The sequence below is a fragment of the Peribacillus sp. FSL P2-0133 genome (assembly GCF_037975445.1).
Classification (GTDB): domain Bacteria; phylum Bacillota; class Bacilli; order Bacillales; family DSM-1321; genus Peribacillus; species Peribacillus simplex_E.
On record NZ_CP150254.1, the window covers coordinates 126,967 to 141,542 of the forward strand.

Consider the following 14,576-nt stretch of genomic DNA (forward strand, 5'->3'; position numbering starts at 1 on the left):
GTAAGATTGCCTGATATTTGACGGCAATCAAGGGTTAAACCTGGAGATTAAAAGGGAGGTAGGCCCCTTGTTAGACGTTAATAATTTTGAGTATATGAAAATTGGTCTTGCTTCACCAGACAAGATTCGTTCTTGGTCCCATGGAGAAGTTAAAAAACCAGAAACAATCAACTATCGTACGTTAAAGCCAGAAAAAGACGGTTTATTCTGTGAGAGAATTTTTGGACCTCAAAAGGACTGGGAATGTCATTGCGGAAAATATAAACGTGTTCGTTATAAAGGCGTAGTCTGTGACCGTTGTGGCGTTGAAGTCACTCGTGCTAAGGTACGTCGTGAGCGTATGGGTCATATTGAGCTGGCAGCTCCAGTTTCACACATATGGTATTTTAAAGGAATTCCTAGCCGTATGGGACTTGTGCTTGACATGTCTCCACGGGCTTTGGAAGAAGTTATTTACTTTGCATCTTACGTCGTAACTGAAACGGGCGATACAACTTTAGAAAAGAAACAGCTTCTTTCTGAAAAGGAATATCGTACATACCGTGAAAAATACGGTAAGAAATTCCAAGCTGCCATGGGTGCGGAAGCTATTAAAAAACTTTTACAAGATATTGATACGGAAAAGGAAGTAGAGTCGTTGAAAGAGGAGCTTAAAACAGCTCAAGGACAACGCAGAACCCGTGCAATCAAACGCTTGGAAGTGCTTGAAGCATTCCGTAACTCCGGAAATGAGCCTTCATGGATGATCCTTGACGTGCTTCCGGTCATTCCACCGGAACTTCGTCCTATGGTTCAACTTGATGGAGGACGTTTTGCCACATCTGATCTAAATGATTTATATCGCCGTGTTATCAACCGTAATAATCGATTGAAAAGATTACTGGATCTTGGAGCACCAAGCATTATCGTTCAAAATGAGAAGCGAATGCTGCAAGAAGCTGTCGATGCTCTTATCGATAATGGCCGTCGGGGCCGTCCGGTAACTGGACCTGGTAACCGTCCGTTAAAATCTTTATCTCACATGTTAAAAGGTAAACAAGGTCGTTTCCGTCAAAACCTTCTTGGTAAACGTGTTGATTATTCTGGCCGTTCCGTTATCGTAGTCGGACCAAACTTAAAGATGTATCAATGTGGTCTTCCGAAAGAAATGGCGATTGAATTATTCAAACCATTCGTTATGAAGGAGCTTGTTCAAAGAGGTCTAGCGCATAACATCAAATCCGCTAAGCGCAAAATTGAACGTTTATCTCCTGAAATATGGGATGTGCTAGAAGAAGTTATTAGAGAACACCCAGTACTGTTAAACCGTGCACCGACTCTTCATAGACTTGGGATCCAAGCATTTGAACCAATGTTGGTTGAAGGTCGCGCAATTCGTTTGCATCCGCTCGTATGTACAGCTTATAACGCTGACTTTGACGGTGACCAAATGGCGGTACACGTTCCTCTATCTTCTGAAGCTCAAGCTGAAGCACGTATGCTTATGCTTGCAGCACAGAACATTTTGAACCCTAAAGATGGTAAACCTGTCGTTACACCTTCTCAAGATATGGTATTAGGTAACTATTACTTAACATTGGAAAGAGAAGGCGCTATCGGTGAGGGTATGATCTTTAAAGATACAAGTGAAGCATTACTTGCATACCAAAACGGATATGTACACTTACATTCCCGTTGTGCCGTACATGCATCGTCACTAAATAATGAAACATTCACTGAAGAACAAAACGGCCAACTTCTAATTACAACTGTCGGTAAATTGATCTTCAATGAAATTTTACCAAAATCATTCCCGTATATTAACGAACCGACACGATATAATTTGGAAACGAAAACTCCAGAGAAATATTTTGTGGAAAAAGGCGCTAATATCCCTGAATTGATTGAGGCTCAACCTGCTATTGATCCTTTCAAGAAAAAAATTCTTGGAAATATCATTGCGGAAGTCTTTAAACGCTTTAAAATTACCGAAACATCCAAAATGCTTGACCGGATGAAAGATCTTGGATTCAAATATTCGACAAAAGCTGGTATTACCGTTGGTGTGGCTGATATTGTCGTTTTAAAAGAAAAACAAGGAATCATTACTGAGGCTCAAACCAAAGTGGATAATGTCTTGAAACAATTCAGACGCGGTCTTATTACTGAGGATGAGCGTTATGATCGCGTCATTTCAATTTGGAGTGCTGCCAAGGATACCATTCAGTCCAAACTTATGGACTCACTGGACCGACGCAACCCAATCTTCATGATGAGTGACTCCGGTGCCCGTGGTAATGCTTCCAACTTTACGCAGCTTGCGGGTATGCGTGGTTTGATGGCCAACCCGGCTGGACGTATCATTGAATTACCGATCAAATCAAGTTTCCGTGAAGGTTTAACAGTGTTGGAGTACTTCATCTCTACACATGGTGCGCGTAAAGGTCTTGCCGATACAGCACTTAAAACAGCCGATTCCGGTTACCTTACTCGTCGACTTGTTGACGTTGCCCAAGATGTTATCATCCGTGATGACGATTGTGGAACCGACCGCGGCTTGAAAATTTCAGCCTTGAGAGAGGGCACTGAAATAATTGAGCATCTTGAAGAGCGCCTAATTGGCCGTTATGCAAGAAAAGCGATCAAACATCCAGAAACAAATGATGTAATCGTGGCTGAAAATGATCTTATTACTGAAGATCTTGCTAATTATATTGAATCACTTGGAATTGAAACAGCATGGATCCGTTCTGCCTTTACATGTAACACCAGCCATGGTGTATGTAAAAAATGTTATGGACGCAACTTGGCTACAGGTCAAGAAGTTGAAGTGGGCGAAGCAGTCGGTATTATTGCCGCTCAATCAATCGGAGAACCTGGTACACAGTTAACGATGCGTACATTCCATACAGGTGGGGTTGCTGGGGATGATATCACTCAAGGTCTTCCTCGTATCCAAGAAATATTTGAAGCGAGAAATCCTAAAGGTCAAGCTGTCATTTCCGAAATCGAAGGAACGATTGTTTCGATTAATGAAATTCGGGATAAACAACAGGAAATCGTTGTTCAAGGTGCAGTTGAATCACGCACATATACTGCGCCATACACTGCCCGTTTAAGAGTAACTGTTGATACTCCTGTCCGTCGTGGTGAAGAGTTAACAGAGGGTTCCATCGATCCGAAAGAATTGCTTAAGGTTACAGACGTGCTTACTGTTCAGGAATACCTGCTTCATGAAGTTCAAAAAGTATACCGGATGCAAGGTGTTGAGATCGGTGATAAACATATCGAGGTAATGGTTAGACAAATGATGCGTAAAGTCCGTGTGCTTGATGCAGGCGAAACTGAAGTGCTTCCAGGAACATTATTGGATGTTAACCAGTTCACTACTGCAAACACAGATGCATTGCTGACTAACAAATTACCAGCTACAGGCCGCCCTGTATTGCTAGGTATCACAAAAGCATCTCTAGAAACGGATTCCTTCTTGTCCGCCGCGTCATTCCAAGAAACAACCAGAGTCTTGACTGATGCAGCAATAAAAGGAAAACGTGATGAATTGCTTGGACTTAAAGAAAATGTCATCATCGGTAAACTTGTCCCTGCAGGAACGGGAATGCTTAGATACAGAAAAGCAAACCCTGTCGTTGTTGGTGATGAAAGTGCCGATACAGTAACAGTGGATTAAAGGAAAAAGGACCAGCTCAATAATTTAAACTGAAAACCGCACTCCTGTTTCCTATTGGAGCTGAAGGATCAGAATTTATTGAGCTGGTCTCTCTTATTACTCATGGCTGACTGAACAGCCTTACGAGGATCAGAAATATTTCCTTTAGGCAAATTGATTATCTTAATAGAATTATGTAAGGAAAACCTTTTGCTGAAATTATTTTCTTGAAAGAAGTTGACAGTATCCGACTAATAATGATACTATAGCAAAGGTGCTCCTATGTTACCCTGTAACTTTGGAGGATATGGACCATGTCTTATGAAAAAGTAATACAGGCAAAGTCAGTGATTATAGGGACGAAACAAGCAGTTAGAGCTCTTAAAAACAATTTAATTCAAGAAGTTATCATCGCTGATGATGCAGATATATACTTGACTGGGCGTGTCGTTGAGACCGCCAAAGAATTGGATGTTCCTATCACATATGTTGATTCGATGAGAATGCTTGGCAAAGCATGTGGTATTGATGTCGGAGCAGCAACTGTTGCCATTAAAAAGTAAAAATGTTTTTGCAATTATATTTGCAAAGACTTTGTTTTTACCCATTTATGAACCACCTGGATGTGTGGTACTAGAAATGAAAACGTGAAGGGAGGAAAAATGTAATGCCTACTATTAATCAATTAGTGCGTAAAGGACGCGAGTCTAAAGAGGTTAATTCAAAATCTCCAGCACTTAACAAAGGCTACAACAGCTTTAAAAAAGCACAAACTAACGTATCATCTCCGCAAAAACGTGGTGTTTGCACTCGTGTGGGTACTATGACACCGAAAAAACCAAACTCCGCGTTACGTAAATATGCGCGTGTACGTTTAACAAACGGTATCGAGGTAACAGCTTATATCCCAGGTATCGGTCACAACCTACAAGAACACAGCGTGGTTCTTATCCGTGGCGGTCGTGTAAAAGATTTACCAGGGGTACGTTACCATATCGTACGTGGTGCTCTTGATACAGCTGGAGTTAACAATCGTATGCAAGGCCGTTCTAAATACGGTACTAAGCGTCCGAAAGCAGCAAAAAAATAATCTCAAACAAAAATTAAACTTTCTTGAAAGGAGGAAATATAATGCCTCGTAAAGGACCTGTAACGAAAAGAGACGTATTACCAGATCCGATTTATAATTCTAAACTTGTGACTCGCTTAATCAACAAATTAATGGTTGATGGACAAAGAGGTAAATCACAAAAAATTCTTTACTCTGCATTTGATTTAATCAAAGAACGTACTGGCAATGAATCAATCGAAGTTTTTGATCAAGCACTTAAAAACATCATGCCTGTATTAGAAGTAAAAGCACGCCGTGTAGGTGGAGCTAACTACCAAGTACCAGTTGAGGTGCGTCCAGACCGCAAATCAACTCTAGGACTTCGTTGGTTAGTGAAATACTCTCGTCTTCGTGGAGAAAAAACGATGGAAGAGCGTTTAGCTTATGAAATCATGGATGCTGCTAACAATACTGGAGCAGCTGTTAAGAAACGTGAAGATACACACAAAATGGCTGAAGCTAATAAAGCATTCGCTCATTATCGCTGGTAAGATATATCACTATAAAATCCTTATAAAAGGAAGGAGAAAGACAAATGGCAAGAGAGTTCTCCTTAGCAAATACTCGTAATATCGGTATCATGGCTCACATCGATGCTGGTAAAACGACAACAACAGAACGCGTTCTATACTATACTGGTAAAATTCATAAAATTGGTGAAACACACGAAGGTGCTTCACAAATGGACTGGATGGAACAGGAACAAGAACGTGGAATCACGATCACATCCGCTGCAACAACTGCACAGTGGAAAGGTCACCGTGTAAACATCATCGATACGCCAGGACACGTAGACTTCACAGTTGAAGTTGAACGTTCATTGCGTGTACTTGATGGAGCTGTAGCTGTACTTGATGCCCAATCAGGTGTTGAGCCTCAAACTGAAACAGTTTGGCGCCAAGCTACAACTTATGGTGTACCACGTGTCGTATTCGTAAATAAAATGGACAAAATCGGTGCGGATTTCCTATATTCAGTTGGAACAATCCACGACCGTTTACAAGCTAATGCTCACCCGGTTCAGTTACCAATCGGTGCTGAAGATCAATTCTCTGCAATCATTGACCTTATTGAAATGAAAGCTCATTTCTATGCCAATGATCTAGGAACTGATATCACTGTTGGTGAAATTCCTGAAGAACATAGGGAATTAGCTGAAGAATACCGTGAAAAGTTAATTGAAGCAGTAGCAGAAGTTAATGAAGACTTAATGGAAAAATACCTTGGCGGCGAAGAAATCAGCATTGCTGAATTAAAAGCAGCTATTCGTACAGCAACTGTTAACGTTGAATTCTTCCCAGTTATCTGTGGATCAGCTTTCAAAAACAAAGGTGTTCAATTAATGCTTGATAACGTTATCGACTTCCTTCCATCTCCATTAGACGTGCCGGCTATTAAAGGTACTCTACCGGATACAGAAGATGAAGTAGAACGCCATTCAGATGATTCTGAACCGTTCTCCGCTTTAGCGTTTAAAGTTATGACTGACCCTTACGTTGGTAAACTTACATTCTTCCGCGTGTACTCAGGTACATTAGAATCAGGATCTTATGTAATCAACTCAACAAAAGGTAAGCGTGAACGTATTGGACGTATCCTTCAAATGCATGCAAACAGCCGTGAAGAAATCTCAACTGTATATGCAGGGGATATCGCTGCTGCTGTTGGTTTGAAAGATACTACAACTGGTGATACTCTATGTGACGACAAGAACCAAGTAATTCTTGAATCCATGGTATTCCCAGAACCAGTTATCTCACTGTCAGTTGAACCGAAATCCAAAGCAGACCAAGACAAAATGGGTCAAGCTTTACAAAAGCTACAAGATGAAGATCCAACATTCCGTGCGCATACTGACCAAGAAACTGGTCAAACGATTATCGCTGGTATGGGTGAACTTCACTTGGACATCCTTGTTGACCGTATGCGTCGCGAATTTAAAGTGGAAGCTAACGTTGGTGCTCCTCAAGTAGCATACCGTGAAACTTTCCGTGGTTCAGCTAAAGTTGAAGGTAAATTCGTTCGCCAATCAGGTGGTCGTGGACAATTCGGACACGTATGGATCGAATTTGGTCCAAACGAAGAAGGTAAAGGATTCGAATTTGAAAATGCTATCGTCGGTGGTGTAGTACCACGTGAATATATCCCTGCTGTACAAGCTGGATTAGTTGATTCACTTGACCGTGGTGTACTTGCTGGTTACCCGCTAGTCGACATCAAAGCAAAATTATTTGACGGTTCTTACCATGACGTTGACTCCAACGAAATGGCATTTAAAATTGCTGCATCAATGGCACTTAAAAATGCAGCATCTAAATGTAAGCCTGTCATCCTTGAACCAATCATGAAAGTGGAAGTAGTTATTCCAGAAGATTACCTAGGCGACATCATGGGAGATATCACATCTCGTCGTGGTCGCGTAGAAGGTATGGAAGCTCGCGGTAACACGCAAATGGTTAAAGCGATGGTTCCACTATCTGAAATGTTCGGATATGCTACATCTTTACGTTCTAACACTCAAGGACGCGGAACATTCTCTATGCACTTCGATCATTATGAAGAAGTACCTAAGAGCATTTCTGAAGAAATCATCAAAAAAAATAAAGGTGAATAATTGATTTTCATCTCTTATTAAAGTATAACTATCTTATGTAAGCTGTGATGGAAGAATTAGTCTTCTTTCACAGCCCTATATACTTAATCTTTTATTTATAATTTTAAGGAGGAATTCCTAATGGGAAAAGCTAAATTTGATCGTTCAAAACCGCACGTTAACGTTGGAACAATTGGTCACGTTGACCATGGTAAAACTACTCTAACTGCTGCAATCACAACTGTACTTGCTAAATCTGGTGGCGCAGAAGCTCGCGCTTATGACCAAATCGATGGTGCTCCAGAAGAAAGAGAACGTGGTATCACAATCTCTACTGCACACGTTGAGTATGAAACAGCTACTCGTCACTATGCACACGTTGACTGCCCAGGACATGCTGACTATGTTAAAAACATGATCACAGGTGCTGCACAAATGGACGGCGGTATCCTAGTAGTATCTGCTGCTGATGGCCCAATGCCACAAACTCGTGAGCACATCCTTCTTTCTCGTCAAGTAGGTGTACCATTCCTTGTAGTATTCATGAACAAATGCGATATGGTTGATGACGAAGAACTTCTTGAATTAGTAGAAATGGAAATCCGTGATCTTCTATCTGAATACGAATTCCCTGGCGATGACATTCCAGTTATCAAAGGATCTGCACTAAAAGCTCTTCAAGGAGACGAAGCTTGGGAAGAAAAAATTCATGAATTAATGGCAGCTGTTGACGAGTATATCCCAGAACCAACTCGTGACACTGAAAAACCATTCATGATGCCAGTTGAGGATGTATTCTCAATCACTGGTCGTGGAACAGTTGCAACTGGCCGTGTTGAGCGTGGACAAGTTAAAGTCGGTGACGTTGTTGACATCATCGGTTTCAACGAAGAGTCTAAACCAACAACAGTAACTGGTGTTGAAATGTTCCGTAAGCTTCTTGACTATGCTGAAGCTGGTGACAACATCGGTGCACTACTTCGTGGTGTATCCCGTGAAGATATCCAACGTGGACAAGTACTTGCTAAACCAGGTACAATCACTCCACACACAAAGTTCAAAGCTGAAGTTTATGTTCTTTCTAAAGAAGAAGGTGGACGTCACACTCCATTCTTTACAAACTACCGTCCTCAGTTCTACTTCCGTACAACTGACGTAACTGGTATTTGTAACCTTCCAGAAGGCGTAGAAATGGTTATGCCTGGAGACAACATCGAAATGACTGTAGAACTTATCGCTCCAATCGCTATCGAAGAAGGTACTAAATTCTCTATCCGTGAGGGTGGACGTACTGTAGGCGCTGGCGTAGTTGCTACAATCACAGAGTAATTGATTCATAAAACAATATTGGAAGGGACGCCTTCCGGGAGAAGCAGATGGGACGCCATCTGCTTCTTTTCTATTTTCTAAAGGTTTTTCATTTTTTTCTTCTATAATATCGGTAAAAAAATTAGTGGATTTATTAATTTTCATGAGGATTTTCGAATTGAAGAAAATGGATATGAAAGACCATGTAGAATCTACTTGTAAATACTTGTGATAGTATGTATAATAATAAAAGTGTGTTGCACAAGAAAAGTTTAAGTTTAACTTGCATTTTACTTGTGCATTATGTATAATAGACAATGTTGGTCTTTGACTGCGATGATATGGAAGGTTGCTGACACACCCGGCCGCTTTGCCATGGCGAGTGTGTGGGAAATTTCCATTGAGAAGGTCTATTTTAAAATAGGCGAAAAGGAGGGAAAATTATGGCAAAACAAAAAATTCGTATCCGTTTAAAAGCATATGATCACAGAATTCTTGATCAATCTGCTGAGAAAATTGTTGAAACTGCAAAACGTTCTGGTGCGGCTGTATCTGGTCCAATTCCATTACCTACTGAAAGATCGGTATATACGATCCTACGTGCGGTTCATAAATACAAAGATTCTCGTGAACAATTCGAAATGCGTACGCATAAACGTCTAATCGACATCGTTAATCCAACTCCACAAACAGTTGATTCATTGATGCGTTTAGATTTACCATCAGGCGTTGACATTGAAATCAAATTATAATTCATATAAATATGAACAATTACTCTAGGAGGTGTGACTTATGACCAAAGGAATCTTAGGAAGAAAAATCGGTATGACTCAAGTTTTTGCTGAAAACGGTGAACTTATTCCGGTAACAGTTATCGAAGCTGCTAATAACGTGGTTCTTCAAAAGAAAACTGTTGAAACTGATGGCTATGAAGCAGTTCAAGTTGGTTTTGAAAACAAACGCGAAAAGCTTTCTAACAAACCTGAAAAGGGCCATGTTGAAAAAGCAAATACTACTCCTAAGCGCTTCATTCGCGAATTCCGCGGAACGGATCTTACTGAATATGAGATCGGTCAAGAAGTCAATGTTAGTATTTTCGCTGAAGGCGATTTAGTAGATGTATCAGGAATTTCAAAAGGTAAAGGTTTCCAAGGCTCTATCAAGCGTCATGGACAATCTCGCGGACCTATGTCTCATGGTTCTCGTTACCACCGTCGCCCAGGTTCAATGGGTCCTGTAGCTCCAAACCGCGTATTCAAAGGTAAACTATTACCAGGACGTATGGGTGGAGAACAAATCACTGTTCAAAACTTAGCTATCGTTAAAGTTGATGTTGAACGCAACCTACTATTGATCAAAGGTAATGTACCTGGTGCTAGAAAAGCATTGATCAAAGTTAAAACTGCTGTTAAAGCAAAGTAATTTCTGAGAAAGGAGGAGCAATAGAATGCCAAAAGTTACATTGTTCAACCAAACAGGTTCACAAGTTGGCGACATCGAACTAAATGAATCCATCTTTGGTATCGAACCTAATAATCATGTATTATTTGAAGCAATCATCATGCAACGAGCTTCCTTACGTCAAGGAACTCATAAAGTTAAAAACCGTTCTGAAGTTGCAGGCGGTGGACGTAAACCTTGGAAACAAAAAGGAACTGGACGTGCGCGTCAAGGTTCTATCCGTTCTCCACAATGGCGTGGCGGTGGCGTTGTTTTTGGACCTACTCCAAGATCTTACGCTTACAAGCTACCTAAAAAGGTACGTCGTTTAGCTATTAAATCTGCATTGTCTGCAAAGGCATTGGAAGAGAACATTTTGGTACTTGAAAGCTTGTCTTTCGAAGCTCCAAAAACAAAAGAATTTGTAGCAGTACTTAAAAATCTTTCTGTTGATACTAAAACGTTAGTTGTTACTGACGGTTTAGATGAGAAAGTTGCTCTTTCTGCACGTAACATCCCTGGTGTTACTGTAGTTGAAGCTGTTGGTCTTAACGTTCTTGATGTTGTTTCACACAACAAATTGATCTTGACTAAATCAGCTGTCGAAAAAGTAGAGGAGGTGCTTGCATAATGGATGCACGCGATATCATTAAGCGCCCCGTTATCACTGAACGCTCTTCAGACGTAATGGCTGAAAAGAAATATACTTTTGAAGTTGATGTTAAAGCTAATAAAACTCAAGTTAAAGATGCTGTTCAAGAAATTTTCGGCGTTAAAGTTGAGAAAGTAAACATCATGAACTACAAAGGTAAATTCAAACGCATGGGCAAACATGCAGGCTATACTAACAAGCGCCGTAAAGCAATTGTTAAATTAACTGCTGACAGCAAAGAAATCGAGCTATTCGAAGCTTAATTCATTAGAGAAGGAGGGAAATACAAATGGCGATTAAGAAGTATAAACCTACCTCTAACGGTCGACGTAATATGACAACTTCGGATTTTGCTGAGATCACTACAGACAAACCGGAAAAATCATTACTTGCTCCTTTACACAGCAAAGGCGGCCGTAATAACCAAGGTAAGTTAACAGTTCGTCATCAAGGTGGCGGCCACAAGCGTCAATACCGTATCATCGATTTCAAACGGAATAAAGATGGTATACCTGGACGCGTTGCTACTATTGAGTACGATCCAAATCGTTCTGCAAACATTGCATTAATTAATTACGTTGATGGAGAAAAACGTTATATCCTAGCTCCGAAAAACCTAGAAGTAGGTTTGGAAGTTATGTCAGGTCCAGAAGCTGACATTAAAGTGGGTAACGCTCTACCTCTTATTAACATCCCAGTTGGTACAGTAATTCATAACATCGAACTTAAACCAGGAAAAGGTGGACAATTAGTCCGTTCAGCAGGAACATCTGCTCAAGTACTTGGTAAAGAAGGTCGTTATGTACTTGTACGTTTAAACTCAGGTGAGGTTCGTATGATTCTTGCTACTTGCCGTGCTTCAATCGGTCAAGTTGGTAATGAACAACATGAACTTATCAACATTGGTAAAGCTGGCCGTAACCGTTGGTTAGGTAAACGTCCAACAGTTCGTGGATCTGTAATGAACCCGAATGATCACCCACACGGTGGTGGTGAAGGTAAATCTCCAATCGGACGTAAATCACCAATGTCTCCATGGGGTAAACCTACTCTTGGATTCAAAACTCGTAAGAAGAAAAATAAATCCGATAAATTTATCGTACGTCGTCGTAAAAAATAACGGGATTGAGCTACGGTTCATATATAGAACCGTAGAACAGTCACGAAGGGAGGTACTCGCATGGGTCGTAGCTTAAAAAAAGGGCCTTTTGTTGATGATCATTTATTGGTAAAAGTTGAAAAATTAAATGAAGCTGACAAGAAACAGGTAGTAAAAACTTGGTCTCGTCGCTCAACAATCTTCCCGCAATTCATCGGACACACAATCGCCGTTTATGACGGTCGTAAGCATGTGCCGGTTTATGTAACAGAAGATATGGTAGGTCACAAACTAGGCGAATTCGCGCCTACACGCACTTATAAAGGTCACGCAAGTGATGACAAGAAAACAAGACGTTAATGAGAGGAGGGCATCTCATGCAAGCTAAAGCTGTCGCTAAAACAGTTCGTATTGCTCCTCGTAAAGTGCGTTTAGTCGCAGATTTAATTCGAGGAAAACAAGTAGGTGAAGCAGTAGCGATTCTTCGCTTAACACCAAAATCTGCTTCTCCAGTCGTAGAAAAAATTCTGAAATCTGCTATCGCAAATGCAGAACACAACTACGAAATGGATATTAATAACCTAGTCGTTTCAGAGGCATACGTTAACGAAGGACCAACATTAAAACGTTTCCGTCCTCGCGCTCAAGGTCGTGCGAGTGCTATAAACAAACGTACTAGTCATATTACAATCGTTGTATCAGAAAAGAAGGAGGGGTAATCTGTGGGTCAAAAGGTAAATCCAATCGGTATGCGTATCGGGATAATCCGTGACTGGGAATCCAAATGGTACGCTGATAAAGACTACGCAGTTCTTTTGCATGAAGACATTAAAGTTCGTGAATATATCGCGAAACGTCTAAATGATGCTTCAGTTTCAAAGGTTGAAATCGAACGTGCAGCTAACCGTATCAATGTATCTGTCCACACTGCTAAACCAGGAATGGTTATCGGTAAAGGCGGTACTGAAGTCGAAGCACTTCGTAAAGCTTTGAACCAGCTGACTGGCAAAAGAGTTCATATCAATATCATCGAAATTAAAAGAGCAGATCTTGACGCAAAATTGGTTGCTGAAAACATTGCTCGTCAATTAGAAAACCGTGTTTCATTCCGTCGCGCTCAAAAGCAAGCTATCCAACGTACTATGCGTTCTGGAGCAAAAGGAATCAAAACTCAAGTTTCTGGTCGTCTTGGCGGTGCTGATATTGCTCGTGCTGAACATTACAGCGAAGGAACAGTTCCACTTCACACACTTCGTGCAGACATAGATTATGCTCATGCTGAAGCAGATACTACTTACGGTAAGCTAGGCGTGAAAGTTTGGATCTACCGTGGAGAAGTTCTTCCTACTAAGAAGAAATCTGAGGAAGGAGGAAAATAATATGTTATTGCCAAAACGCGTAAAATACCGTCGTGAACACCGCGGTAAGATGAGAGGGATGGCTAAAGGCGGCACTGAAGTTCATTTCGGAGAATTTGGACTTCAAGCTCAAGAAGCTTCCTGGATCACGAACCGTCAAATCGAAGCAGCTCGTATTGCGATGACTCGTTATATGAAACGTGGAGGGAAAGTTTGGATCAAAATCTTCCCAAGCAAACCTTACACAGCTAAGCCGCTTGAAGTACGGATGGGTTCCGGTAAAGGTGCTCCTGAAGGTTGGGTAGCAGTAGTTAAACCGGGCAAAGTTATGTTTGAAATCTCTGGTGTATCTGAAGAGGTGGCAAGAGAAGCATTGCGCCTTGCAGCACACAAACTTCCAATCAAATGCAAGTTTGTAAAAAGAGAGGAAATTGGTGGTGAAACAAATGAAAGCTAATGAAATCAAAGATCTAACCACTGCTGAAATTGAACAAAAACTAAAATCTCTTAAAGAAGAACTATTTAATCTTCGTTTCCAGTTAGCTACTGGACAACTTGAAAATACAGCTCGCATCCGTGAAGTTCGCAAATCGATTGCTCGTATGAAAACAGTTGTTCGTCAAAGAGAGATCGGTGTCACTAATCGATAATGAATGGAGGTTTGCAGAATGAGCGAACGCAACCAACGCAAAATCTACACTGGACGCGTAGTATCCGACAAAATGGATAAAACAGTTACAGTAGTTGTAGAAACCTATAAAAAGCATTCTTTATACGGTAAACGCGTGAAATACTCTAAAAAGTTAAAAGCTCATGACGAGCTAAACGAAGCTAAAGCAGGCGACGTAGTACGTATCATGGAAACTCGTCCACTTTCAGCTACAAAACGCTTCCGTCTTGTAGAAGTAGTAGAAAAAGCAGTAATCATTTAATATAGTTCGGATTAAGCTAATTCCGAAGGGAGGTACCGTACATGATTCAACAAGAATCTCGTTTAAAAGTCGCTGACAATTCAGGTGCTCGTGAAGTGCTAACAATTAAAGTCCTAGGTGGTTCTGGCCGTAAAACTGCAAACATCGGTGATATCATCGTTTGTACAGTTAAACAGGCAACACCAGGAGGCGTTGTTAAAAAAGGTGAAGTCGTTAAGGCTGTTGTTGTCCGTACAAAACGTGGTATGCGTCGTCCTGACGGTTCTTACATTCGTTTTGATGAAAACGCATGTGTAATTATCCGTGACGATAAGAGCCCACGTGGAACTCGTATTTTTGGACCTGTTGCTCGTGAATTACGTGACAATAGTTTCATGAAGATCGTTTCTCTAGCTCCAGAAGTTCTATAATATGTAAAATTTGTATAAAGCCTTTCA

General features: G+C 40.9%; 18 protein-coding genes. All 18 read left to right on the plus strand.

The window, feature by feature from the left end; genetic code table 11:
- The first annotated feature begins 67 nt into the window (after window positions 1-67).
- The 18 genes from rpoC (at window position 68) to rplN (ending at window position 14,549) form a co-directional block, all read left to right on the plus strand.
- A complete protein-coding gene (rpoC, locus tag MKY17_RS00680; protein ID WP_339201216.1) occupies window positions 68-3,667 on the plus strand; it encodes a DNA-directed RNA polymerase subunit beta' in 3,600 nt (1,199 codons plus the stop codon).
- A gap of 293 nt (window positions 3,668-3,960) precedes the next feature.
- Window positions 3,961-4,209, plus strand: coding sequence for a 50S ribosomal protein L7ae-like protein (locus MKY17_RS00685; RefSeq protein WP_034305040.1), 249 nt, complete (start codon window positions 3,961-3,963; stop codon window positions 4,207-4,209).
- Between the two features lie 104 nt (window positions 4,210-4,313).
- Window positions 4,314-4,736: a 30S ribosomal protein S12 gene (rpsL, locus tag MKY17_RS00690; RefSeq protein WP_034305038.1), complete on the plus strand. Its 423-nt coding sequence runs from the start codon at window positions 4,314-4,316 to the stop codon at window positions 4,734-4,736.
- 41 nt (window positions 4,737-4,777) lie between these two features.
- On the plus strand, window positions 4,778-5,248 hold the full coding sequence (rpsG, locus tag MKY17_RS00695) for a 30S ribosomal protein S7 (protein ID WP_034305035.1): 471 nt from the start codon (window positions 4,778-4,780) through the stop codon (window positions 5,246-5,248).
- Window positions 5,249-5,292: 44 nt separating this feature from the next.
- A complete protein-coding gene (fusA, locus tag MKY17_RS00700) occupies window positions 5,293-7,371 on the plus strand; it encodes an elongation factor G (RefSeq protein ID WP_061440380.1) in 2,079 nt (692 codons plus the stop codon).
- A 120-nt stretch (window positions 7,372-7,491) separates the two neighbouring features.
- Window positions 7,492-8,679 carry an elongation factor Tu gene (gene tuf, locus MKY17_RS00705; RefSeq protein WP_034305030.1) on the plus strand — a complete coding sequence of 396 codons (1,188 nt, stop codon included), beginning with the start codon at window positions 7,492-7,494 and terminating at the stop codon, window positions 8,677-8,679.
- A 422-nt stretch (window positions 8,680-9,101) separates the two neighbouring features.
- Entirely contained in the window at window positions 9,102-9,410 is a 309-nt protein-coding gene (gene rpsJ, locus MKY17_RS00710) for a 30S ribosomal protein S10 (protein WP_019244375.1), read from the plus strand.
- A gap of 40 nt (window positions 9,411-9,450) precedes the next feature.
- Window positions 9,451-10,080: a 50S ribosomal protein L3 gene (gene rplC / locus MKY17_RS00715; protein ID WP_034305028.1), complete on the plus strand. Its 630-nt coding sequence runs from the start codon at window positions 9,451-9,453 to the stop codon at window positions 10,078-10,080.
- Between the two features lie 25 nt (window positions 10,081-10,105).
- Window positions 10,106-10,729, plus strand: coding sequence for a 50S ribosomal protein L4 (gene rplD, locus MKY17_RS00720; protein WP_053349064.1), 624 nt, complete (start codon window positions 10,106-10,108; stop codon window positions 10,727-10,729).
- Window positions 10,729-11,013, plus strand: coding sequence for a 50S ribosomal protein L23 (gene rplW, locus MKY17_RS00725; RefSeq protein ID WP_063595512.1), 285 nt, complete (start codon window positions 10,729-10,731; stop codon window positions 11,011-11,013). The genes rplD and rplW overlap by 1 nt, the downstream gene beginning before the upstream one ends.
- A 26-nt stretch (window positions 11,014-11,039) precedes the next feature.
- Window positions 11,040-11,870: a 50S ribosomal protein L2 gene (gene rplB / locus MKY17_RS00730; protein ID WP_063595511.1), complete on the plus strand. Its 831-nt coding sequence runs from the start codon at window positions 11,040-11,042 to the stop codon at window positions 11,868-11,870.
- A 60-nt stretch (window positions 11,871-11,930) separates the two neighbouring features.
- Window positions 11,931-12,209 (plus strand): 30S ribosomal protein S19, encoded by a 279-nt coding sequence (gene rpsS, locus MKY17_RS00735; RefSeq protein ID WP_034305018.1) that lies wholly within the window; start codon window positions 11,931-11,933, stop codon window positions 12,207-12,209.
- A 17-nt stretch (window positions 12,210-12,226) separates the two neighbouring features.
- Window positions 12,227-12,568 (plus strand): 50S ribosomal protein L22, encoded by a 342-nt coding sequence (gene rplV / locus MKY17_RS00740; RefSeq protein ID WP_034305017.1) that lies wholly within the window; start codon window positions 12,227-12,229, stop codon window positions 12,566-12,568.
- 3 nt (window positions 12,569-12,571) lie between these two features.
- A complete protein-coding gene (gene rpsC / locus MKY17_RS00745; protein WP_034305014.1) occupies window positions 12,572-13,228 on the plus strand; it encodes a 30S ribosomal protein S3 in 657 nt (218 codons plus the stop codon).
- Between the two features lies 1 nt (window position 13,229).
- A complete protein-coding gene (gene rplP / locus MKY17_RS00750) occupies window positions 13,230-13,664 on the plus strand; it encodes a 50S ribosomal protein L16 (RefSeq protein ID WP_034305012.1) in 435 nt (144 codons plus the stop codon).
- Entirely contained in the window at window positions 13,654-13,857 is a 204-nt protein-coding gene (gene rpmC / locus MKY17_RS00755) for a 50S ribosomal protein L29 (RefSeq protein ID WP_034305010.1), read from the plus strand. Before rplP ends, rpmC begins: the two co-directional genes overlap by 11 nt.
- Window positions 13,858-13,875: 18 nt before the next feature.
- On the plus strand, window positions 13,876-14,139 hold the full coding sequence (gene rpsQ, locus MKY17_RS00760; protein WP_034305007.1) for a 30S ribosomal protein S17: 264 nt from the start codon (window positions 13,876-13,878) through the stop codon (window positions 14,137-14,139).
- Between the two features lie 41 nt (window positions 14,140-14,180).
- Window positions 14,181-14,549 carry a 50S ribosomal protein L14 gene (gene rplN, locus MKY17_RS00765; RefSeq protein WP_034305005.1) on the plus strand — a complete coding sequence of 123 codons (369 nt, stop codon included), beginning with the start codon at window positions 14,181-14,183 and terminating at the stop codon, window positions 14,547-14,549.
- Window positions 14,550-14,576 lie beyond the last annotated feature (27 nt).